25 protein-coding genes are annotated in these 22,777 nt (G+C 56.1%); 12 read left to right on the forward strand and 13 right to left on the reverse strand.

What is annotated here, in order from left to right; genetic code table 11:
* Positions 1-14: 14 nt before the first annotated feature.
* Both rng and CFI10_RS03310 read left to right on the forward strand, forming a co-directional pair.
* Complete coding sequence (rng, locus tag CFI10_RS03305) at positions 15-1,487, forward strand: ribonuclease G (protein ID WP_206839323.1); 1,473 nt, start codon at positions 15-17, stop codon at positions 1,485-1,487.
* 12 nt (positions 1,488-1,499) lie between these two features.
* The gene (locus CFI10_RS03310) at positions 1,500-5,075 is read left to right on the forward strand and encodes a YhdP family phospholipid transporter (RefSeq protein WP_206839326.1); all 3,576 of its coding nucleotides are present in this window, start codon (positions 1,500-1,502) and stop codon (positions 5,073-5,075) included.
* A 5-nt stretch (positions 5,076-5,080) separates the two neighbouring features.
* On the opposite strand, the gene yjgA is transcribed toward CFI10_RS03310, so the two are convergent.
* From yjgA to CFI10_RS03370, 12 genes are read right to left on the reverse strand one after another with little or no spacing between them, the layout of a single operon-like run.
* Positions 5,081-5,599, reverse strand: a complete 519-nt coding sequence (gene yjgA / locus CFI10_RS03315) for a ribosome biogenesis factor YjgA (RefSeq protein ID WP_091821756.1) — start codon at positions 5,597-5,599, stop codon at positions 5,081-5,083.
* Positions 5,600-5,610: 11 nt separating this feature from the next.
* Positions 5,611-6,960, reverse strand: coding sequence for a magnesium transporter (gene mgtE / locus CFI10_RS03320; RefSeq protein WP_091821753.1), 1,350 nt, complete (start codon positions 6,958-6,960; stop codon positions 5,611-5,613).
* Positions 6,961-7,013: 53 nt separating this feature from the next.
* Positions 7,014-7,283, reverse strand: a complete 270-nt coding sequence (locus CFI10_RS03325; protein ID WP_206839327.1) for an HPr family phosphocarrier protein — start codon at positions 7,281-7,283, stop codon at positions 7,014-7,016.
* Complete coding sequence (rapZ, locus tag CFI10_RS03330) at positions 7,276-8,160, reverse strand: RNase adapter RapZ (protein WP_206839328.1); 885 nt, start codon at positions 8,158-8,160, stop codon at positions 7,276-7,278. The genes CFI10_RS03325 and rapZ overlap by 8 nt, the downstream gene beginning before the upstream one ends.
* Before the next feature lies 1 nt (position 8,161).
* A complete protein-coding gene (locus tag CFI10_RS03335; RefSeq protein ID WP_091821745.1) occupies positions 8,162-8,623 on the reverse strand; it encodes a PTS sugar transporter subunit IIA in 462 nt (153 codons plus the stop codon).
* Between the two features lie 21 nt (positions 8,624-8,644).
* On the reverse strand, positions 8,645-8,935 hold the full coding sequence (hpf, locus tag CFI10_RS03340) for a ribosome hibernation promoting factor (RefSeq protein ID WP_091821741.1): 291 nt from the start codon (positions 8,933-8,935) through the stop codon (positions 8,645-8,647).
* A 51-nt stretch (positions 8,936-8,986) separates the two neighbouring features.
* A complete protein-coding gene (locus CFI10_RS03345; protein WP_206839329.1) occupies positions 8,987-10,492 on the reverse strand; it encodes an RNA polymerase factor sigma-54 in 1,506 nt (501 codons plus the stop codon).
* A 51-nt stretch (positions 10,493-10,543) separates the two neighbouring features.
* A complete protein-coding gene (lptB, locus tag CFI10_RS03350; RefSeq protein WP_091821734.1) occupies positions 10,544-11,269 on the reverse strand; it encodes an LPS export ABC transporter ATP-binding protein in 726 nt (241 codons plus the stop codon).
* Positions 11,269-11,781, reverse strand: a complete 513-nt coding sequence (gene lptA / locus CFI10_RS03355; protein ID WP_091821731.1) for a lipopolysaccharide transport periplasmic protein LptA — start codon at positions 11,779-11,781, stop codon at positions 11,269-11,271. The genes lptB and lptA overlap by 1 nt, the downstream gene beginning before the upstream one ends.
* Entirely contained in the window at positions 11,771-12,334 is a 564-nt protein-coding gene (gene lptC, locus CFI10_RS03360; protein WP_206839330.1) for an LPS export ABC transporter periplasmic protein LptC, read from the reverse strand. The genes lptA and lptC overlap by 11 nt, the downstream gene beginning before the upstream one ends.
* The gene (locus CFI10_RS03365) at positions 12,335-12,874 is read right to left on the reverse strand and encodes a KdsC family phosphatase (RefSeq protein ID WP_206839338.1); all 540 of its coding nucleotides are present in this window, start codon (positions 12,872-12,874) and stop codon (positions 12,335-12,337) included. It lies immediately after the preceding gene.
* On the reverse strand, positions 12,874-13,845 hold the full coding sequence (locus tag CFI10_RS03370; protein WP_091822833.1) for a KpsF/GutQ family sugar-phosphate isomerase: 972 nt from the start codon (positions 13,843-13,845) through the stop codon (positions 12,874-12,876). The genes CFI10_RS03365 and CFI10_RS03370 overlap by 1 nt, the downstream gene beginning before the upstream one ends.
* 203 nt (positions 13,846-14,048) lie before the next feature.
* Between CFI10_RS03370 and CFI10_RS03375 the strand changes: the two genes are divergently transcribed.
* The 9 genes from CFI10_RS03375 to hisD all read left to right on the forward strand — a co-directional run bounded on the left by CFI10_RS03375 (position 14,049) and on the right by hisD (position 20,629).
* A complete protein-coding gene (locus tag CFI10_RS03375) occupies positions 14,049-14,861 on the forward strand; it encodes an ATP-binding cassette domain-containing protein (protein ID WP_206839346.1) in 813 nt (270 codons plus the stop codon).
* 2 nt (positions 14,862-14,863) lie between these two features.
* On the forward strand, positions 14,864-15,646 hold the full coding sequence (gene mlaE / locus CFI10_RS03380; protein WP_206841881.1) for a lipid asymmetry maintenance ABC transporter permease subunit MlaE: 783 nt from the start codon (positions 14,864-14,866) through the stop codon (positions 15,644-15,646).
* 1 nt (position 15,647) lies between these two features.
* Positions 15,648-16,106 (forward strand): outer membrane lipid asymmetry maintenance protein MlaD, encoded by a 459-nt coding sequence (mlaD, locus tag CFI10_RS03385; protein WP_091821718.1) that lies wholly within the window; start codon positions 15,648-15,650, stop codon positions 16,104-16,106.
* Positions 16,103-16,777: an MlaC/ttg2D family ABC transporter substrate-binding protein gene (locus CFI10_RS03390; RefSeq protein WP_242530092.1), complete on the forward strand. Its 675-nt coding sequence runs from the start codon at positions 16,103-16,105 to the stop codon at positions 16,775-16,777. Before mlaD ends, CFI10_RS03390 begins: the two co-directional genes overlap by 4 nt.
* On the forward strand, positions 16,752-17,054 hold the full coding sequence (locus CFI10_RS03395) for an STAS domain-containing protein (protein WP_091821715.1): 303 nt from the start codon (positions 16,752-16,754) through the stop codon (positions 17,052-17,054). The genes CFI10_RS03390 and CFI10_RS03395 overlap by 26 nt, the downstream gene beginning before the upstream one ends.
* Positions 17,055-17,139: 85 nt before the next feature.
* Entirely contained in the window at positions 17,140-17,379 is a 240-nt protein-coding gene (locus tag CFI10_RS03400) for a BolA family protein (RefSeq protein WP_091821712.1), read from the forward strand.
* A 19-nt stretch (positions 17,380-17,398) separates the two neighbouring features.
* Positions 17,399-18,661 (forward strand): UDP-N-acetylglucosamine 1-carboxyvinyltransferase, encoded by a 1,263-nt coding sequence (murA, locus tag CFI10_RS03405; protein WP_091821708.1) that lies wholly within the window; start codon positions 17,399-17,401, stop codon positions 18,659-18,661.
* Between the two features lie 16 nt (positions 18,662-18,677).
* Positions 18,678-19,328: an ATP phosphoribosyltransferase gene (gene hisG / locus CFI10_RS03410; protein ID WP_091821704.1), complete on the forward strand. Its 651-nt coding sequence runs from the start codon at positions 18,678-18,680 to the stop codon at positions 19,326-19,328.
* Positions 19,325-20,629, forward strand: a complete 1,305-nt coding sequence (hisD, locus tag CFI10_RS03415; protein WP_206839348.1) for a histidinol dehydrogenase — start codon at positions 19,325-19,327, stop codon at positions 20,627-20,629. Before hisG ends, hisD begins: the two co-directional genes overlap by 4 nt.
* A 72-nt stretch (positions 20,630-20,701) precedes the next feature.
* Here the strand turns inward: hisD and CFI10_RS03420 are convergent, their stop codons facing one another.
* Complete coding sequence (locus CFI10_RS03420; RefSeq protein ID WP_206839358.1) at positions 20,702-21,850, reverse strand: Do family serine endopeptidase; 1,149 nt, start codon at positions 21,848-21,850, stop codon at positions 20,702-20,704.
* A gap of 85 nt (positions 21,851-21,935) precedes the next feature.
* Here CFI10_RS03420 and CFI10_RS03425 point away from each other — a divergent pair, with 85 nt between their 5' ends.
* Positions 21,936-22,697, forward strand: a complete 762-nt coding sequence (locus tag CFI10_RS03425; RefSeq protein WP_206839367.1) for a Nif3-like dinuclear metal center hexameric protein — start codon at positions 21,936-21,938, stop codon at positions 22,695-22,697.
* The last annotated feature ends 80 nt before the right edge of the window (positions 22,698-22,777 follow it).

Here is a 22,777-nt window from a genome sequence, read left to right on the forward strand (position 1 = left end):
CGAGGACACAGAGGATGGGTGAGGAGATCCTGATTAACTTCACGCCAATGGAAACGCGCGTGGCAGTGATCGAAAACGGTATGCCCCAGGAAATCTACGTGGAGCGTGCCAAGCGGCGTGGTATCGTCGGTAATATCTATATGGGCAAGGTTGCCCGCGTGTTGCCCGGCATGCAGGCGGCGTTTATCGATATCGGTCTTGAGCGTGCCGCGTTTATTCATGTAGATGAAGTGGTGGATCAGAGCCTGCCGGCTGAACAGCGTAATTCGACCCCCATCTCGCAGGTGCTGCGTGAAGGGCAGGGGTTGCTGGTACAGGTGACCAAGGACCCAATCGGGACCAAGGGTGCGCGTCTGACCACTCATATCTCGATTCCGTCGCGCTATCTGGTCTTGATGCCTGGCAGTACTCACATCGGAATTTCGCAACGCATAGAAGATCCGCAGGAGCGAGAGCGTCTGCGCAACCAGATGCAAGGGTTGATGCAGACAGAGGCAACCACCACCCCGGAGTGGGGTGTGATCCTGCGTACTGTGGCAGAAGGTGTGACTGAGGTTGAACTGGAAAGTGATCTGCAGTTCCTGCGCCGCCTGTGGGAATCCATTCGATACAAAATCAAGCAGGTCAAGCCGCCTGCCATCGTGTATGAGGATCTACCACTGAATATGCGTGCCTTGCGAGACATGGCACATGCCGGTGTTGAACGGATCCGAATCGACTCACGCGAAACCTTTCAGCGTGCACAGGAATTCGTTCAGGCACTCGTACCCGAAATCGAGGAAAAGCTGGAGTATTACCCTGGCGAGCGTCCCATTTTCGATATGTTCAATGTCGAAGAAGAGATGCAGAAGGCGCTGGGGCGCAAGGTCGAACTCAAGTCCGGTGGTTATCTGATTTTTGATCAGACCGAGGCGATGACAACGGTAGATGTGAACACGGGCGCATTTGTGGGCCATCGCAACCTCGAAGAAACCATCTTCAAAACCAATCTTGAAGCGGCCACAGCCATAGGTCGTCAGTTACGCCTGCGTAACCTGGGCGGCATTATCATCATCGACTTTATCGATATGGAAGATCCCGACCACCAACGCCAGGTATTGCGCACCCTTGAGCGTGTGTTGGAGAAGGATCACGCCAAATGCAAGGTGACCGGTGTGTCAGAGCTGGGTCTGGTTGAGATGACCCGCAAGCGCACGCGTGAAAGCTTGGAGCAGGTGCTGTGTGAGCCCTGCAGTCACTGTCAGGGGCGGGGTTCACTGAAAACGCCAGAGACGGTGTGCTACGAAATTTTCCGTGAAATCCTGCGCCAGCATCGGGCGTATGACACCGAGACCTATTTGGTACTGGCAGCACAGTCGGTGGTGGATCACCTGCTGGATGAGGTGTCTGACCATGTGGCAGAGCTGGAGGCCTTTATCGGCAAGACGGTACGGTTCCAGGTTGAGCCGATGTATACCCCGGAACAGTTTGATGTTGTACTGCGCTGATACGGAGCGTCGATGCGTCGTCATTTGAGTCGTGCCTGGTGGTTTTTTTTGCTGCTATTGCTGTTGTTGGCATTGCTGCTGACGGCTGCGAGGCTGGCGCTGGAGTCTGCGGATCGCTTTCGTCCGCAGGCTGAACGCTGGCTCAGTGAAGTACTGGCGCTTCCGGTACAGCTTGGCAGTATGCAGGGCAGTTGGCGCTATGCCTATCCGGTAATGGAGGTTCAGGGTATTTCGGCAAGCACTTCTGCCGATGATCCCGGTGCTGGCGGCAGGCTGCAGATTGACAGGCTTGAAGTTGAGCTGGATCTGCTTGCTTCCTTGCTGGAGGGAATGCCGATCTTTCAACGCTTTGAAGTTGAGGGTGTAGATCTGCGCTGGCACCAGCGCGAAGGGCATTGGCTGCATCGTCCGGGTGCTGCGCCCGGCAGGCAAGATCAGGGGGTGTCGCCATCCGCCTGGGAACAGCTGGTTGGTTTGCTGGTCCGTCAGCCCTATGCAGTCATTCGGGATGTCCACATTACTCTGATACCGGAGCAGGGGGGGCCGCTTGTTATTACTCCGGCTGATCTGGAGCTGGAGAACGCCCCTCAGGAACATCGCCTGAGTGGCCTGTTCCGTATGCCGGAACTGGGCGCCGATGCGGGCGTGCATTTTGCGATTGAAACCGATCTGGCAACTTCGGACCCACTCAAGGCCCGCTACCGTTTTTATCTACAGGTCGAGGATCTGGGGCCGGAGCTGTTTCAAATGCTTGAGCTTGAGCCTGAGCTGGCAGCGCTGGATCTGGACCTGGAGCTTTGGGTCGATGTTCGTAATCAGCAATTGCAAAGTCTGCAGGCTGAAGTTGGCTTTGAACAGCTGCAGTTAACTGATCCTGCTCTATCTCAACCTCAGGCGGGGCGCTTTACAGCGGCGTTGCTACAGAATGATCAGGGATATCAGCTTCAGTTACAGCCGATTACCCTGGTGCATGAACAGGCGCAGTTAACCTTGCCCCTGCTGGTAGCTGATTTTGGCTGGCAAGAGCGGCAACTTGATTTCAGGCACGCCTTCATATCGGAGCTGGACCTTGCAGCAACCGAAGCCTGGCTTGGTATTGCAGATGGTATTGCCCCAAATTTTGTCAAGCTGCTGCAGCAGTTGAAGCCTCGCGGCGTGTTGCGACAGTTGAGGCTCAAGAAACCCGTTGATGGTAACTGGAGTGATCTGACCCTGAGCGCAGAGCTTGACGAGGTTGGGGTCAATGGCTGGCACGGTGCTCCGGCACTGGAGGGTGTCAGTGGGGAGCTGCTTGCCAACCTCGATGCTGGCTTGATCCGGCTTGATAGCCAGACCTTTGAGATGCACTTCCCTGAGCTTTATCCACAGGGCTGGAGCTATGAGCAAGCCAGTGGTGAAATCCGCTGGCAGAGGGATGAGGCTGGCATCAGGGTCAGCGGCGAACAACTGCAGCTGCATAATCAGCAGACCAATGCAGCGGGGCGTTTCAGTATTGATCTGCCCTTTGATCCTGAACAGCAGGCTGATCTGATCCTGATGATCGGGATGACAGACAGTGACGGCAGTCAGGCACCACTCTATACCCCTGAAAAAGAGGTAGGCTCGGGCCTGTACAGCTGGCTTGAACGCGCGGTCAAGGCTGGGCGGTTGCGTCAGGCAGGCATGTTACTCAGAACCGGTACTCGATCTCTTGGCAAGAGCTCGACCCCTGTGGTCCAGCTGTTTTTTGATATCGAGGATGCACGGCTGGATTATCAGCCGGGCTGGCCAGCCATTGAGCAGGGTGATCTGTTTGTACTTGTAAAGGATCAGGGGCTGGCGATCAATATCAACCGGGCTACACTTCTCGACAGCGATATCTCCTCTGGCTGGGCTTACCTGCCGCCGGGCAGTCGACAGTTGGAGATTGAAACTCTGCTGGATGGTCCGGCCAGTGATATCGATAAGGTACTCAAAACCACTCCACTGGCCAGTCTGGTGGGGCAAGAGCTGCAGCGATGGCAGCTGGAAGGGCAAGCAGACACCCGTCTGGGACTGAGCATTCCGCTTGTTGAAGATCAACCACCCGATGTACGTGTTGCCGTGGATCTCCACAAGGGGCGTTTTGGTTCACAGGCTCTCGGGCTTGAGCTGGATAATGTCGAAGGACACTTCACGTATGCCAATGCCCGTGGCTTCAGTGCCCGAGATATCCAAGCGCAGGCATGGGGAGGCCCGGTCAGCGCCAGCGTGACTACCGAGCGTGATAGAGTGAGCGTCAGTCTGCAGGGGCAGACTGACCTGAAGGCCCTGAACCGCTGGTTGGAACAGCCACTTCTGGATATGGTGACGGGTGCGACCCACTGGCAGGGTGAACTGCTGCTCTGTGCTGATACCACGTGTCCGAGCCTTGAACTGAGAAGTAATCTGATTGGAGTGGAGTTGCCGTTGCCCGGTGTCCTGTTCAAGCCGGCAGAGGTCGCAGCACCCCTGAATCTGAAACTGAATTTGAGTACGCCGGTTCAGATACAGGAAGTTGAGTTGGAACTTGCGCGCGTCGGTACAACGGCCGAAACCATTAAACTCCGCGGCGCAAACGAGGCTTCCGGGCTTGCGGTTGAAATCAGAGGTGCTGACCTGCAGGGTAAGGTGTTACTGCCGCATGCGGATGAGCCACTGAAGATCCATCTTGAGCGGTTGCAGCTGAATGCACTGATGCAGGATGAAGTACCCGAGACCGAAGCCGCGGTGGAAAGGGACGATTTTTATCCACAGTTGTTGGGGCGTACGCGCCTGCCTGCAGCCGATGTCAGGGTAGATTCACTCTGGTTGGGTGAAAAGGTACTGGGTGACTGGCGTTTCAGTCTGCGTCCGGATGAGCGAGGTACCCGCATATCTTCACTGGAGGCCTACCTGGATCAACTCATATTGCGAGGTGAGGCACATTGGAGCCAGCAGGCTGAACAGCAAACTGAGCTGACGCTAAGGCTGGTGGGGGATGATATCGGCGCGCTGCTTGAGCGCTGGCACTATGGTCGTGTACTTGAAACAAGCCAGGTGGAATCATTGTTGCAGCTCAACTGGAAAGGTGCACCCTGGGACGTAAAACTGGATCGCCTGAATGGCGAGCTGCAGTTCTCGACCCGAGAGGGGCGTCTGATAGAAACGGCTGAAAGCACCAATCTGCTGCGGGTTTTCGGGATACTGAACTTCAACTCACTGGCGCGTCGACTTCGACTCGATTTCAGCGATCTGTTGAAGAAAGGGGTCAGCTTTGATCGCCTGGATGGACATTACCGGCTACAGCAGGGGGTTGCTGCCACCGTTGAGCCTCTGGTCATGGCGGGTCCGTCTGCCAATATGAGTGTTCAGGGGCAGGTGAATCTGGCCGAAGGTACTCTGGACAAGGAGGTCGAGGTGGCCTTGCCAATCAGCAGTAATGTGCCGTTGGCAGCAGTATTGCTTGGAGCGCCCCAAGTAGCCGGTGCTGTATTCGTGATCGACAAATTGATTGGCGATCGGCTGGAGCGCTTCTCGACACTGCGCTATCGACTCAGTGGTAGCTGGGAAAATCCGGAGCTCGAGCTATTGACTGGCTCCGGTGACTGAGTCTGTCAGACTTCGTTTAGCTCGCGAATATACTTGAACAGTTTGCGTGCATTCACGGGAGGCTTCTCCAGCTGGCGTTCGCGCTTGGCATTGCGTACCAGCTGGCGCAAGTGTTGAATATCCGCTCCCGGGTGGGCGGCGATAAAACTTTGCAGTGTTTCGTTGTCTTCGCTGATCAAGCGTTCACGCCAGCGCTCCAGCTCATGAAACAGCTGGTTGTGGGCTGCCGTAGCGGAGTCGAAGCGGTCAACCACTTCGCGGATTGCGTCCGCATCCGCTGTACGCATCAGTTTGCCAATGAATTGCAGGTGGCGTCGCTTGGCGCCATTGGCCTTTATGCGACTGTATTCATCCAGTGCGGCACGCAGGCGGTCATCAATCGGCAGTTTCTCTCGCTGGTCCGGGCGCAGTTCAGTCATCCGCTGACCCAAATTCTGCAGCTCATCTGCATCACGCTTGAGCTGGGACTTGCTTGGCGGCAGCTGTTCTTCGTCATCATGCTGCAGGTGGTCAAAATCGCTCATAACAGTTTCCATCAGGCAAAAAACAGGGTCGCCAGTCCCAGAAAGGCGAAAAAGCCCACCACGTCAGTGATGGTTGTCAGCAGGACGCCTCCGGCCAGTGCAGGGTCTATACCCATTGATTTCAATATCGTTGGCAGCAGGGTGCCGGCCATGGCGCCGGCAATCAAGTTGATTACCAATGCCATGGCGATCACGATACCAACCGTCATGTCCTGAAACCAGAGTACAGCCACTACGGCAACGACCAATGCCCAAAGCATCCCGTTCAACAGCCCTACCACCAGCTCTCGGTTGAACAGCCAGCCGATATTGGAGCGCTCGATATGCCCCAGGGCCTGACCGCGGATCACCAGTGTCAGTGTCTGGCTGCCGGCGATGCCCCCCATAGAGGCAACAATCGGCATCAGTACGGCCAGCGCGACCACCTTATCAATCGTGGCCTCAAAAAGACCGATGACCGCGGATGCCGCAAAGGCGGTTATCAGGTTGATACCAAGCCAGACTGCACGCCGGCGGGTAGTTTTCATGATCGGCGCAAAGGTATCCTCGTCGTCATCAAGGCCGGCCATACTCATCAGTGAGTGATCAGCATCTTCGCGGATGACATCGACCACGTCATCAATGGTTATACGGCCCAGCAGGCGGCCCTCTTCATTGACTACCGGGGCCGAGATCAGGTCCAGTTGTTCGAACAGGCGGGCGACGCTTTCATCCGGCATGTCGGCCGGAATCGGCTCTACATCGGTTTGCATGATTTCACGCACCAGCACGCCGGGATCTGCCGTGAGCAAGCGGGTCAGTGGCAGTACACCAATGTAGGAGTCCTTGCGGCTCACAACGAACAGGGTGTCAGTCATTTCCGGGATGTCTTTGTGGCGGCGCAAATAGCGCAGTACCGTTTCCACATTGATGTCGGGTCTGATAGTCACTGTATCCGTGTTCATCAGACCGCCGGCGGTATCCTCCGGGTACGCCAGTACTTCCTCGACCCGCTCACGATTCTGCTGGTCCATGATCTGCAGCAGCTCCTTCATGACCCGTTCGGGCAGCTGCTGCAGGATGTCAGCCATGTCGTCCGTTTCCAGCGACTCGGTAATGGCGAGTACTTCTGAAGCCTCCATGCGGCTCAGGATTTCGGTCTGGGCATCGTCCCCCAGGTACTGCAATACCTCACCTTCCAGCTCCTGGTTGAGCAGGTTCCACAGAATCTGGCGCTCGCGAGGAGGTGTCTTTTCCAGCAGGTGCGCCACTTCAACCGGCTTTAGCCCCTTGTTGAGCATGAACCTCAATTGCTGCAGTTCACCGACCTCAAGCGCGGCGCTCAATGCTTCCAGGTTGGATTTGGTTTCCTGCTGACTCATGGCGGATCTCGATCGGAGGTGGGCGCTTGTCCGGGGAAAGGGGGAGCGCGATCTTATTCGGGCTCGTCAAAGCGATTGTTGATCAATGCGGTGATGGCATCAAGCGCCTCAGGAGCATCATCCCCTTCAGCGGCAAGCGCGATTTCGGTACCTTTGCTGGCGGCCAGCATCATCACGGACATGATGCTCTTGCCATCCACTTCGCGGCCATCCTTGTTGATGCGGATGTTGGCATTGAACTGATTGGCCAGCGTGACCAGCTTGGCAGCGGCGCGGGCGTGCAGGCCCAGCTTGTTGATAATGGTCAGTCGCGTTTCAATCATGGTGTGGTCCTGCGGCAGGCTGACTCAGTTCTCGGTGTAGCACCTGCACATTATCCATATGCCTGCGGAAATAACCAGCCAGTTGCTCGGCAATATAGACCGAGCGGTGTTGGCCCCCGGTACAGCCAATACCGATTGTGATGTAGCTGCGATTATTGGCCTGGAACTGAGGCAGCCACTTGCTTACGAAGGCCTGTATGTCGTTCACCATCTCGCTGACTTCGGGCGACTGGCGCAGAAACTCGATCACCTCGGTGTCGAGGCCGGTATGACGGCGCAATTCAGGGACCCAGTAGGGATTGGGCAAGGCCCGTACATCGAAGGTGAAATCGGCATCGAGCGGTACACCATGCTTGAAGCCAAATGACTCAAATTGCAGTGACAGAACCTGTTCACTGCGCCCGGCAACACGCAGTTTGACTTCGTCACGCAGCTCATAAAGTGATAGCCGCGTAGTATCGATGCGCAGATCAGCGAGATTGGCGATGGGCTCGAGCAGGCTGCGTTCGGTTCGGATTGCTTGCTGCAGGCTCTGTTGTTTATCGGTGAGCGGGTGACGCCGCCGGGTTGCGTTATAGCGTCGCAGCAGAGTAGCTTCACCAGCATCAAGAAACAGGGTTTCGGTGCTCAGCTTGGACTGTTCACGCAGAGTGCGCATCACACTGGGGAACTGTTTCAGGTTGCTCAGAAGGTTGCGAGCATCAATGCTGACGGCAATTTCTCGATTAGGGTTTTCCTCAGCCAGCATCAGTCGGATCAGCTCGGGCAGAAGCAGGGCCGGCAGGTTGTCGATGCAGTAGAAACCGACATCTTCCAGTGCCTGCAGGGCGGTGCTTTTGCCTGAGCCGGAGCGGCCGCTGATGACGACCAGTCGCATGTCAGGCGCCTCTGCAGAGAGTTTGGACGCGATCCAGCAGGCTTGAGGAATCTTCGCAGCTGCGCAGTGATTCACGGGTGCTGGAGTCGTTGAACAGCTCTGCCAACCCTGCCAGTGTCTGCAGGTGCTCTTCAGCGCCGTCTTCGGGAACCAGCAGGAAGCAGATCAGGTCGACTGGACGGTTGTCGATGGCATCGAAGTCAATCGGGCTGGACAGCGTCATCAGTAATCCGATGGCTGTTGTAACACCTGGAATTCTGCAATGAGGAATGGCAACGCCTTCACCGATACCGGTGCTGCCAAGGCGTTCTCGGTTGATCAGGCCGCTGAAGATATCTTCAGCGGCCATGCCGTCCAGCTGCTCGGCGATAGTCTGGCTGGCGAGCTCAAGCGCTCGCTTTTTGCTGACCACATCGACGTGGCAGAGTGTACGGGATGAGGTCAGCAGTTCTGATAGTTGCATGTCGTGACGTGCTGCTACCGGTTATTTGTGGGATTTGAGTTTTTCTTTGTGCTTGATGATCTGGCGGTCAAGCTTGTCCACCATGCCATCAATTGCAGCATACATGTCGTCATGCTCATGCGCTGCGAATACTTCACCTCCGGCCAGGTGGATATCGGCTTCGGCCTTCTGGCGCAGCTTCTCGACACTGAGGGTGACCTGTACATTGGTGATGTTATCGAAGTGGCGTTCCAGTCGGTCGAACTTGGTACGTACATATTCGTTCAGGGCGTCAGTCAGTTCGACGTGATGGCCAGTGATGTTGATCTGCATAGGTTTTCTCCTCGTCATAAAGCACGTTCTTCCGGCGTGCCTGTAGTCTCATTAAACCAGACGCTTGCGCTCATTAGAAGGCGGAATGTTCATCGCTTCACGATATTTTGCCACTGTGCGTCTGGCTACGTTAAATCCTTGCTCTTTCAGCAGGTCGGCTATCTTGTTATCACTGAGTGGTTTTGCGGTATTCTCCGCGCTGATCAGCTTCTTGATCAAGGCACGAATGGCGGTAGAGGAGGCAGCGCCTCCGTCTGACGTGCTCACATGGCTGGAGAAAAAATACTTCAGCTCGAAGATGCCTCGGGGCGTATGCATGTATTTCTGGGTAGTGACACGGGAAATGGTTGATTCGTGCATCTCTACGGCTTCAGCGATGTCATGCAGAACCATCGGCTTCATACCCTCTTCACCTTCCTCGAAAAAATCGATCTGGCGGGCCACGATCTCGGTGGCGACCTTGAGCAGGGTTTCGTTGCGACTCAGCAGGCTCTTCAGAAACCAGCGCGCTTCCTGTAGATGGTTTTTCAGATAGGTGTTGTCAGCGCTGTTGTCGGCCCGTCTTATAAGATCAGCATAGTCGGTATTGATACGCAGCTTGGGGGATGCCTCTGAGTTCAGGCTTACATTCCACTGCCCCTGCACCTTGCGCACCACAACATCGGGTATAACGTACTCTGACTGTTCACTGCTGATGCTGGTGCCCGGTTTTGGATTAAGCGACTGGATCAGACTGATGATCTGTTGCAGGGCCTCTTCCTTCAGGCGCATGCGGCGCATCAAGGTACGATAGTCATGATTGCCGAGCAGACCCAGGTGATCGCGTACCAGGCGTAATGCCTCTTTCAGCATCGGAGTATTTTCAGGCAGCTGGCGCAGCTGTATCTGCAGACATTCGCTCAGGTCTCGTGCACAGACACCGGGCGGGTCAAACTGTTGCAGGCGGTGCAGTACCGTTTCAATCTCTTCAGGCTCGGCATCTGCAAACAGCTGGGGTTCGCTCCGGGTGAAGTGTTCCAGAACTTCATCTACGTCCGTGCGTAGATAGCCATCCGGATCGACAGCATCGATAAGGGCCATGGCGACCATACGGTCAGGGTCACTCATGGGGGTCAGGTTGAGCTGCCACAGTAGGTGATCCTGAAGGCTGTCTTCGGCCGAATCGTTATCACCGGGTTCCCAGTCATCATCACGGGCAGGACCGGGTGTACTCTGGTGCTGGAAGGTATCATCCCAGTTGCTGTCGGTGGACAGTTCACGAGGGATTTCATCATTCCAGCGCTCTTCCAGTGCGTTTTCGTCCCAGCTGTCCTCGTCAGCGGTGTCGTTAGAGAGGCTGTCGGCAGAGGCGTCGTGACGATCATCACGGGCTTCAGTCTGGGTCTCTTCGGCGCTGTCCAGTTCCTCCTCGACTTCCAGCAGTGGGTTGCTCTCCAGGGCTTCCTGGATCTCCTGCTGCAGGTCCAGCGTTGACAGTTGCAGCAGACGTATTGCTTGTTGCAACTGGGGTGTCATCGTCAGATGCTGGCCGATCTTGAGTTGTAACGATTGCTTCATATCAGAGCTGCCAGGTGGACGGAGTGGATGTACATGATTGACGACTCAGGATCAAAGGGAAAACTGCTCGCCCAGATAGGCACGGCGAACCTGTTCGTTAGCCAGGATCTCGGCCGGTGTGCCCTGTGCGAGTATCCCCCCTTCACTTACGATATATGCTCGTTCGCAGATGTCGAGTGTCTCGCGCACGTTATGATCGGTGATCAGAATGCCAATGCCGCGAGACTGTAGGTGGCGAATGGTTTGTTTGATATCGCTGACCGAGATTGGATCAACGCCGGCAAAGGGTTCGTCCAGCAGGATAAAGTCAGGCTCGGTTGCCAAGGCCCGTGCGATTTCAACACGTCGACGCTCTCCGCCAGACAGGGCCATACCCAGACTATTGCGCAGGTGAGTAATGTGGAACTCTTCCAGCAGCTGCTCCAGCAATGCCTTACGATCAGAGGTGTTCAGCTCCTTGCGAGTTTCCAGAATGGCCATCAGGTTGTCATGTACGCTCAGCTTCCGAAACACCGAAGCTTCCTGAGGCAGATAGCCGATACCGCGGCGAGCGCGCTCATGCATGGGCAGGCGGGTAACGTCGTCCTGGTGCAGTCGGATTTGTCCCCGGTCGGCGTGGATAAGTCCCACAATCATATAAAAGCAGGTGGTCTTGCCGGCACCGTTGGGTCCCAGCAGACCAACGATCTGGCCCGTTTCCATCTGCAGAGATACATCCTGTACCACCTGGCGCCCCTTGTAGCTTTTGGCAAGGTGCAAGGCTTCCAGTGTCGCCATCAGTTGGTCCCCGTCGGCTTGGGCTGAATCACCATTTTGACCCGTTCGCCGCCCTCGCGGTCGCTGCCGAAAGCGTTCACCACCGCACGCGCCATATTGTAAACGATCCGCTCTCCGGTGAAGGTATCCTTGGACTGATCGACGCGTGCATTTTCGGTGATGGTAACCTCTTGTTGCTTGACCCGGTACTCCATCCTTTCACCGTAGGCCTTGGTCAGGGGCTGATCGGCAGATGGCTGCTGCTGAAATCTGGCCGGCTTGCCGGTGGAGATAATGCGGTCAATGCTGCCGTCAGCTGCACGGTGCAGTTCAACGCGCTCACCACGAATTTCCATGCTGCCCTGAATTATTTCCACATCGCCTGTGTATACGGTGATACCGGTACGCTCGTTCATGCTGGCGCGGTCAGCCGAGACGTTGATTGGCTGATTGCGATCCTCGGGCAGTGCCTGCACGCTGGCGGACAGGCTCAGCAGCAGGGTGGTCAGCAACACAGGGCGGTTAATTCGCATGGTATGTACCTTTTACCTCGGACAGCAGTTCAACCCGCTGTTCGTCAAAAAAGACCTCCATGCCTTGGCTTTCCATATGGTCCAGGCCGCGTATTACCCTGACTGGCAGGTCTGTGTGGGCATAGTCGCGTGGAGGGTAGAGTGTCAGTCGCTCGGTCAGCATCTCGCTGGCACTGCCTGAAGGCGGATTATCATGAAGCTGTACATCCCCTGCAAGTACTATGCGTTCCTGTGAGTCGGGCATACGGCCTTCCTGTGCTAAAATACGGAACTCACCACTCTGCTCGCGGGGTATTAGGGTGGTTGGGTTGTCCAGCAGCATCTCACCTGGCTCAGGGTAGTGGCGCATCAGAGGAGAGCTCAGTGCCTGTGCCATTTCGCCGCTTTGGTTCCAGCGCGTGATCTGGGCCTTGCGGACGAAAAAGTCGATCCGAGCGGCACCCTTGTCCAGTAAAGGCTCGTCGTTCAGCCGGGTAGAGGCAAACCCCCACCAGAGCAGGGGCACCAGCAGCAGGATCAAGGCGATGGAGAGTCTCAGTCGACTTTGCAGCATTCAGCGGTACTCGTCGTAGATGGCGCTGAGTTTGCCCTGTGCGGCCAGAATCAACTCGCAAAACTCCCTTGCGGCCCCCTTGCCTCCAGCGGCACTGCTGCACCAATCCGCCTCTTTGCGCACCAGTGGATGACCGTTGGGTACACAGGCGCCAAAGGCGCAGGCGCGAATGGCGGCAAGGTCGGGCAGGTCGTCTCCGATATAGGCGGTATCGGCGGCGTTGTGTCGACTGGTTTGCCACAGTTCATCCAGTGCGACCAGTTTGTCTTCTCGCCCCTGGCGAAGATAGGTGATGCCCAACGCTTCAGCTCGCTGCTCCACCTGGGGCGAACGGCGCCCCGTGATGATGGCCGTCTCGATGCCACAGCGATGCAGCAGCTTGATACCGAGGCCGTCGAGGGTGTGAAAGCTTTTGACTTCGCGGCCATCAGCCAGAAAGTTGAGGCGGCCATCTGTCAGTATGCCGTCGACATCGAACACTGCCAGACGGATATTACTCAGTGCCTCACGCAATGAGGTGGGAAAATTGTCCAGATGCATCAGATGACTCCCGCTTTCAGCATGTCATGCATGTTGAGGGCGCCGACCGGCCGATCATGCTCGTCAACTACCAACAATGCGTTGATTTTGCGCTGCTGCATCAGGCTGAGGGCTTCGGCGGCCAGAATGCCGGGAGATACACGTGTGCATTCGGTTGTCATCACGTCAGCAATGGGTGTGCTGGCGAGGTTGATCTCCTGATCCAGTGTGCGGCGCAAGTCACCGTCAGTAAAGACACCCAGCAATTTACCCTGTGGATCGGTCACGGCCGTCATGCCCAAGCGTTTACGTGTGACTTCCAGCAGTGCTTCACGCACCGAGGTGCTGGCCTGGACCTGAGGAATGTCCTCACCGGTGTGCATGATGTCGTCGACTTTCAGCAATAACCGTCGGCCAAGACTGCCACCTGGGTGTGAGAAGGCAAAGTCTTCGCTGCTGAAGCCGCGGGCTTCGAGCAGCGCAATGGCCAATGCATCACCCAATACCAGCTGTGCCGTTGTACTGGAAGTTGGAGCAAGCCCCAGTGGACAGGCTTCACGATCTACGGGGATGTGCAGATTGACATCCGCGCTGTGCGCGAGGGTGGAATCGGCATTCGCCGTAATGCTGATCATGGGGGCTCCCATTCGTTTGATCAGCGGCAGAATGGTAATGAGTTCAGCGGTTTCGCCTGAGTTGGACAGGGCCAGCACGACATCGTTGCCGGTAAACATGCCGAGATCACCGTGACTGGCTTCGCCAGGGTGAACGAAAAACGACGGAGTGCCGGTACTGGCGAGGGTGGCGGCTATCTTGTTACCGATGTGCCCAGACTTGCCCATACCTGTCACAATGACACGACCCTTGCAATTGAACATCAGATTACAGGCCTGGCTGAAATGCTCGTCAAGGTGGTTCAGCAACTCCTGTACCGCCTCCAGTTCCAGGCGGATGGTCTGCTGGCCGGATCGGAGGTAGTCGCTTTGAGTCATGGTCGGTATCACCTGATCAGTTGTGTCTGCCAAAAACGGCATTCTACCCCAGAGTGGCCGGGGCGCCTAACGCATGTCTGACAAGCCTGAGGAAGACGTTCAAGTTTAACCGTCGCAGTGGTATATTGCCCACCTTTGTGTATGGATTGCGGGCTCGTCACAGAGGCCTGAATCTGAACGGAAGCTGGAGCCATGCTGACGCTATGAAGCCTGAAAGCGATGCCATTATTGATATCCGCGGATTGAGTTTCTCCCGTGGCGATCGGCCAATTTTTGATGGCGTGGATATCAAAATACCACGCGGCAAAGTGACGGCTATCATGGGGCCGTCCGGTACCGGCAAAACAACTTTGCTCAAGCTGATCGGTGGCCAGCTGCGCCCTGATCGTGGCGATATTCTGCTGGATGATCTTAATATTCCGACTCTGGGCCGGCGTGAACTGTTCGAGGTGCGTGAACGCATGGGGATGCTGTTCCAGAGCGGAGCGCTTTTTACCGACATGGATGTATTTGAAAACGTGGCTTTTCCGCTGCGAGTGCATACCGATCTTCCCGAAGAAATGATCCGAGATATCGTGCTTATGAAACTGCAGGCGGTAGGGCTGCGGGGAGCGCGTGAACTGATGCCAAGTGAGTTGTCAGGTGGCATGGCGCGTCGTGTTGCCCTGGCGCGCGCCATCTCACTGGACCCGGATATCGTAATGTATGACGAACCCTTTACCGGGCAGGATCCTATTGCGATGGGTGTGTTGGTAAACCTGATTCGCAGGCTTAATCAGGCGCTGGGGCATACCAGTATTATCGTGTCGCACGATATCAAGGAGACCCTCGGGATCGCGGACTATATATACATACTTTCGGATGCCAAGGTTATTGCCAGCGGCACCCCGAAGGAGCTGGCCGATGTGGATTCCGATAAAGTGCGCCAATTCATGCAGGGGCTGCCCGATGGACCCGTGCCGTTCCATTACAAGGCGCCGGACTATATGCAGGACCTGCTGGGAGAAACACGGTAATGATGCTGAATATGTTGCAGCGGCTGGGCCATCGATCCCTGTCGAGACTTGCGGCGCTTGGGCGGGCGAGCCAAATTCTGTTTCAGTCCCTGGTAGCCAGGCCGCAGCCGTTGGTGATGTTGCCACTGGTACTCAAGCAGATCTGGTTTGTCGGGGTGCTGTCACTGGTGATTATCGTAGTATCCGGCGGCTTTATCGGCATGGTGCTGGGGCTGCAGGGCTATACCATCCTGGTCGATTACGGATCAGAACAGGCGGTTGGCCAGATGGTTGCGCTGAGTCTGGTACGCGAACTGGCACCGGTAGTGGCCGCTCTGCTGTTTGCCGGTCGGGCGGGTTCGGCACTGACAGCGGAGATCGGTCTGATGAAGGCTACCGAACAGCTTGCCAGTCTTGAGATGATCGGGGTCGACCCGTTGCGCCGTATTGTCGCACCACGCCTGTGGGCCGGGTTCATCTGCATGCCATTGCTGGCCATGATCTTTGCCGTTGTGGGCATCTGGGGCGGCTCTCTGGTCGCCGTAGATTGGTTGGGCATTTATGAAGGCTCTTTCTGGGCCAACATGCAGCAGTCGGTCAGTTTTTACGATGATGTTGTCAACGGCGTTATCAAGGCCGTTTGTTTTGGTCTGGTGGTGACCTGGATAGCGGTATTCCAGGGATACGACTGTATCCCTACCTCGGAAGGAATCAGTCAGGCAACGACCCGTACGGTTGTGTACTCGTCGCTGGCGGTGCTGGGGCTCGATTTTGTACTGACAGCTTTGATGTTTGGAGAACTCTGAAATGCGCATGAGAACCGTAGAAATCGGTGTGGGAGCGTTCATGCTGGCGGGTATCGCCGCCCTGCTTGTGCTGGCGTTGAACGTCAGTGGTCTGAACCTGTCTGAACAGGGTAAGGGGTACAAGGTATATGCTCGTTTTGAAAACATAGGTGGCCTGACCCCAAGGGCCAAGGTATCGATGTCTGGTGTTCAGATCGGCAAGGTGACCGCGATCCGTATTGATACACGCATGTTGATGGCTGAAGTCGAGATGGAGATTTTCAACGAAGTTGATTACCTCACTACTGACAGTTCGGCCAGTATTCTGACGGCTGGGCTTCTGGGTGAGCAATATATCGGTGTTGTGCCGGGCGCGGATGTAGAAGTGCTTGGCGACGGTGATTACATTGAAGATACACAATCGGCTTTAGTGCTTGAAGAGCTGATCGGCAAGTTCCTGTTCAACAAGGTAGGTGAATGATGATGGTTAAAGTCTGCAGGAATGCCTTGGTCGCATTGCTGGTGCTGGTGATTCAGCCGGCGGTGGCAGAGGGCAGCTGGAAGGAGGCCAGTGCTGTAATCGACAGCGCTACCCGAGACATGCTGGCGTTGATGGACAATGACGGCCTGACCGGAGAAGAGAACATTGAAAAGATGATGGGCGAAATCGAAACCATCATCTCGCCGGTGGTTGATTTCCCCTACATCGCGCGTCAAGTCATGGGCAAGTATTTCCGTCGTGCATCTGATGAGGAGCGTGATCGCTTTGCGGATGTGTTCAAGACAACCCTGCTGCGCACTTATGCCAAATCGATTTCCGGCTTTGAGTTGCGTAACTACGACATGCAGGTTCCGGGCTCGGAAAGCCCAGAGCCTGACAAACAGGTCGTGAGCGTCAATATGCAGGCCGCTAATGGTCAGACCTACACACTGGTCTACTACATGTTGCGTCAGCAGGATCGTTGGACGCTGGTGAACGTGATGGTGGATGGCATCAATCTGCGTATCACCTTCCGTAACCAGTTTGCTGATTTGTATGAGCGTAACCGGTCCATGTCAGCCACAATCGAGGCATGGGCTGACCAGATGCAGGATGTCAACCTGAAGGAGCAGCCGGGCGGGCAGGATGAAACTGACAGTAGCGAAGCTTGATACCAGCAACGACGGCGTTATCCGGGTCTCCGGTGACTTGACGTTCCAGACCGTTCCGGCGCTGCGCGAGCCGTTGCTGCAGGAACTCTTTGCCCGTGAGGGGGAACGTCGACTGAATCTGGAGGCCGTGGGGCGCGTCGACAGCTCGGCGCTGTCGCTTTGGCTGGTGTGCCAGCGTGAAGCGAAACGCAGAGGGGTCAATCTGATATTGGAAAGTCCGCCGCAAGATCTTTGTTCGATTGCCGAGTTGGTCGGGCTTGAGGGTGTGCGGCGCTGAGGGTCAATCGCCTTTTGTCCCCCTTTTCGTTATCATCAGCGCCAGTTTTAAGAGTACAGACCACGTTGCAGCACGGGAGTAGCGAATGCAGGCCGATGAAGTAAAACAGATTCTGGAACAGCAGCTTGACGGTTGCACCGCTTACACGGCTGGGGAAGGCTGTGATTTTCAGGTGACCGTAGTCGGTGATGTATTTGCTGGCCTTACACCGGTCAAGAAGCAGCAATTGGTATACGGCTGCCTCACCGAACAGATCGCCAGCGGCGCCATTCATGCCGTAACCATCAAGACCTATACCCCGGAACAATGGGCCGCACTGAACTGAGTTTCCAGCAGGAATACCGATGGACAAACTGATTATCGAAGGCGGTGCCTGCCTCAATGGAGAGGTCCGTATCTCCGGCGCCAAAAACTCGGCACTGCCGATCCTGGCCGCGACCTTGCTGGCGGATGAGCCGGTCACTATATGCAATTTGCCCCATCTGCATGATATTACCACCATGCTGGAGCTATTGCGCCGCATGGGAGTGGATCTGACTGTTGATGAAAAGCTGAGCGTTGAGCTCAACGCGAGTACCATTACCGACCTGTGCGCGCCCTACGAGCTGGTAAAAACCATGCGCGCCTCGATTCTGGTTCTTGGGCCTTTGCTGGCACACTTCGGTCGAGCAGAAGTATCCCTGCCAGGGGGCTGTGCCATCGGCAGCCGCCCGGTTGATCTGCATATCCGCGGCCTTGAGGCTATGGGGGCCGATATCGTCGTTGAAAACGGATACATCCGTGCCAGCAGCAACGGTCGTCTAAAGGGCGCGCGTGTGTTTTTTGATGTGGTAACCGTAACCGGGACAGAAAATATCCTGATGGCAGCGGCACTGGCAGAAGGTGAAACCATCATCGAAAATGCTGCTCGTGAGCCTGAAGTGGTCGATCTTGCCAACTGCCTCAATGCGATGGGGGCGGATGTGCGCGGGGCCGGTACCGACACCATTACCGTACATGGTGTGGAATCACTCAAGGGTTGTCGTTACTCGGTATTGCCGGACCGAATTGAAACCGGCACCTTCCTGGTGGCTGCAGCCGCGACCGGAGGCAGGGTCAAGTGCAAGAATACACGGCCGGATACACTCGATGCCGTGTTGCAAAAATTGAGAGAGGCCGGTGCCGAGATTGAAACCGGTGCAGACTGGATCAGCCTGGATATGCATGGACAGCGGCCGAAAGCGGTCAGTGTTACAACCGCTCCCTATCCTGCATTCCCGACCGATATGCAGGCACAGTTTGCAGCACTGGATGCGGTTGCGATCGGTGTGGGCAAGATCCGCGAGACCGTATTTGAAAACCGCTTCATGCACATGCAGGAGATGATCCGCATGGGCGCGGACATCTCCATAGAAGGTAATACAGCCATTATTGAAGGTGTCAAAAAGCTGCAAGGTGCACCTGTCATGGCGACCGATCTGCGCGCATCGGCCAGCCTTGTGATTGCAGCCCTGGTGGCGGAAGGCGAAACCGAAATTGACCGCATCTATCACATTGACCGCGGTTATGAATGTATCGAAGAGAAATTGCAGCTGCTGGGCGCGCGTATTCGCCGCGTCCCGGGCTGAGTGAGCGAAGAGGCCAATGAAACAACAGCTGACCATCGCCCTGTCAAAGGGGCGCATCCTGAAAGAGACCCTGCCGCTGCTGGCAGCGGCCGATATCGTACCGGCTGAGGACATATTCAGCAGTCGCAAGCTGATTTTCGATACCAATCATTCGCATATCAAGCTGGTGGTCATTCGGGCGACCGATGTGCCCACCTATGTTGAATACGGCGGTGCCGATATGGGGGTGGCAGGCAAGGATGTGCTGATGGAGCATGGTGGTGAGGGACTGTATGAGCCACTGGACCTTGAAATTGCCAAATGTCAACTGATGGTAGCCGGGATGAAGAATGCGGCCGCGGTTGAGGGGCGTATGAAGGTGGCGACCAAGTTCGTCAACCTGACCCGAGAGTACTTTGCCCGTCAGGGGCAGCAGGTCGACATCATCAAGCTCTACGGTGCGATGGAACTGGCGCCGATCATGGGGCTGGCCGACCGAATCGTGGATATCGTGGATACCGGCAACACCCTGCGCGCCAACGGCCTGGAGCCGATGCAGCACATTGCGGATATCAGTTCTCGCCTGGTGGTTGGCCAGCCGTCAATGAAAATGAAGCACGCACTGATTCAGCCGATTCTGGATCAGTTGCAGCAGGCGATCGATGCACGTCGGGAGGGAGCAGCATGAGTATCTCCGTTCAACGTCTGGATGCGGCGCAGTCCGATTTTGATCAGCAGTTGAGCCGCTTGCTGGCGTGGGAAAGTGTGTCAGATGACAAGGTCAACACGATCGTCAATGAAGTGATTGGCCGTGTACGTACCGAAGGCGATGCTGCACTGGTCGAGTACACCAACCGCTTTGACCGCACCAATGCCCAGTCGATGCAGGATCTTGAACTGGGGCAGGCGCGTTTGCAGCAGGCACTGGATGGCCTGCCGGCTGAACAGCGCGCTGCACTGGAAAAGGCAGCCGACCGTGTGCGTGACTACCATGAACGGCAGAAAGGTGAGTCCTGGCAGTACACGGAAGCCGATGGCACCATGCTGGGTCAGCAAATTACGCCGATGGACCGTGTTGGCATCTATGTTCCCGGTGGCAAGGCGGCTTACCCCTCTTCGGTTCTGATGAATGCACTGCCGGCCCATGTGGCAGGTGTGCGTGAAATCATTATGGTTGTACCCACCCCTGAAGGCGTGCTCAACGAGCTGGTACTGGCAGCGGCAGCGCTGGCAGGTGTCGATCGTGTGTTTACCCTTGGTGGTGCTCAAGCGGTTGCTGCACTGGCCTACGGCACTGAAACGGTGCCGCGGGTAGACAAAATCGTGGGTCCGGGCAACATTTTTGTCGCGACAGCCAAGCGTGCCGTTTTTGGTGCTGTTGGTATCGACATGATTGCCGGCCCCTCCGAAATCCTGGTGGTATGCGACGGCAAAACAGACCCGGACTGGGTTGCGATGGACCTGTTTTCGCAGGCTGAACATGACGAGGATGCCCAATCGATTCTGATCTGCCCGGATGCAGACTACCTGGACCAGGTTGAGGCCAGTATCAACAAGCTGCTGCCAACCATGGAGCGGCGCGAGATTATCGAAATTTCATTGCAGAACCGTGCTGCCTTGATCAAAGTGGCCGACATGGAGCAGGCTGCGGAGCTGAGCAATCGTATAGCGCCGGAGCACTTGGAGCTGTCTGTAGAAGACCCGGTTGCACTGCTGCCTCAGATTCGTCATGCCGGGGCCATCTTCATGGGGCGCTACACAGCGGAGGCATTGGGAGATTACTGTGCCGGTCCCAATCATGTACTGCCGACCTCTGGTACGGCGCGGTTCTCGTCTCCTCTGGGAGTCTATGACTTCCAGAAACGCTCATCGTTGATCATGTTCTCAGCCGATGGGGCATCGGAAATGGGTAAGGTGGCGTCGGTGCTTGCTCGTGGCGAGAGCCTGACCGCTCATGCGCGCTCGGCCGAGTACAGGATCAAGAACTGATCCGAAAACAGCATGCAGCGTGCACAATAAAGGCTCCCGAGGGAGCCTTTATCTGTTTCAGTGGCGGATGTGTCAGTTACGGCTGGGTGGGCGCTCACCAATGCTGGCTGTAACCATCATCTCATGACCGTCCCTAAGGACACCCAGAGCAATTTTCTGTCCAGGCTTGAAGCGAGCGATACGATTCATGGTGGCGCGACTGGTGGAGACCGGCTCGCCTTCAACCTGCAGCAGAATATCGCCGGGCTGGAGTCCTGCCTGGTGGGCCGGGCCGTTACGGAAGATTCCCGCCACAATCAGGCCAGGCCGCTCACCAACACCGAATGACTCGGCGAGCCGAGGGGTCAGTTCCTGAATCTCTACGCCGAGCCAGCCACGGATTACACGGCCATGGCTGATCAAATCCTGCATCACCTGTCTTGCCAACGATGAGGGGATGGCAAAACCGATTCCCTGCGAGCCTCCGGATTTGGAAAAAATGGCGGTATTGATGCCAACCAGGTTGCCGTGTGCATCCACCAGCGCCCCGCCAGAATTTCCGGGGTTGATCGCGGCGTCGGTCTGGATAAAGTCTTCATAGGTGCTCAAGCCAAGGCGGTTACGACCGGTGGCACTGATGATCCCCATGGTAACGGTCTGGCCAACGCCGAAGGGGTTGCCTATCGCCAGTGCGACATCCCCGATGCGCAGCTCGTCATTGGCCGCCAGAGTGATGCTGGGCAGGTCTGTAAGCTCTATCTTGAGGACGGCGAGATCCGTTTCCGGGTCAAGGCCGACAACGCTGGCCTGTGCCTCTCGGCCATCACGCAGTGCCACCACGATACTGTCAGCCCCGCTGATAACGTGATTATTGGTGACGACATATCCTTGTTCGTTAAGAATAACGCCAGAGCCAAGGCTGGACTCTATTCGGTCGCGTTGTGGCAGTTGCTCGGCATTGAAAAAATTGCGGAAGAAAGGATCATTCAAAAGAGGGTTGACTGGCTGGCGAACCAGTGTGCGTGTATAGATGTTCACCACGGCAGGAGCTGCTTTGTCGACCGCGTCAGCATAGGACACCACGCCTTCTCGTGCTGGGAGTGTCAGTTCAGAGGAGGCGGCCTCGCGGATCTCGACAGTGGTAACAGGCGGTGAGATCAGCTGTGGATAAAATTGCAGTATCAGCAGAGCGGCAAGAATACCGGTTACTACTGGCCAGATGAGATAGGATACTCTGCGCATCTTGCTTGATTGCACCTGTACATCATTTCAGACTGGACTGATTATACGGCTGCGCGAGCTGTTTTGAAAATTGATGGAGGAATTGATGTCGATGAATATCAATGAGCTGGTGAAATATTGTGACCAGCTGCTTCAGGTCGGCAGTTTCCGTGATTATTGTCCCAACGGCCTGCAGGTGGAAGGGCGTTCCCGGATTAGCCGTATTCTCACAGGGGTGACGGCCAGTCAGGCGCTGCTGGATGTCGCTGTTGAGTGGCAGGCTGATCTGGTACTGGTACACCATGGCTACTTCTGGAAGGGTGAGTCTCAGGTTGTGACGGGGATCAAACAGCGTCGCCTGAAAACTTTGCTGCAGCATGATATCAATTTGATGGCTTATCATTTGCCGCTGGATGCGCACCCGACACTGGGCAACAACGCCAGGCTCGCTGTGCTGCTGGGTTTCGAGGTAGAAGGGCCGCTTGAGCCGGGCTCTGCTCCGGCCATTGGGAATGTGGGTCGACTGCCACAAAGTCTTTCACTGCAGGCGCTGGAGCAGCGCATCAATCAGGTGCTCGGGCGCAGCCCACAGGTCATCAGTGGCGGGGATCACGATATTCGTACGATAGCCTGGTGCTCCGGTGCTGCAGAGAGGATGATTGAGCATGCTCTGGCTCAAGGAGCCGATGCCTATGTCAGCGGTGAGATATCAGAGCCGGTGGTGCACATTGCGCGTGAAGCGGGAATTCACTACATCGGTGCGGGCCATCATGCAACCGAACGTTATGGTGTGCAGGCCCTTGGGGAACATCTGGCTGAGCAGTTCGGGCTGGAACACCGGTTTGTCGATATCGACAACCCGGTGTAAGCCCTGAAGTACCCTAATAAAGCGGGCGGAAGGGTCACTGCTGTCCCATAAATGGCAGCAAATGAGAAAGCCTGAATCCA

Origin of the sequence: Marinobacterium iners, assembly GCF_017310015.1 — a bacterium.
In the GTDB taxonomy this organism is placed as follows: Bacteria; Pseudomonadota; Gammaproteobacteria; order Pseudomonadales; family Balneatricaceae; genus Marinobacterium; species Marinobacterium iners.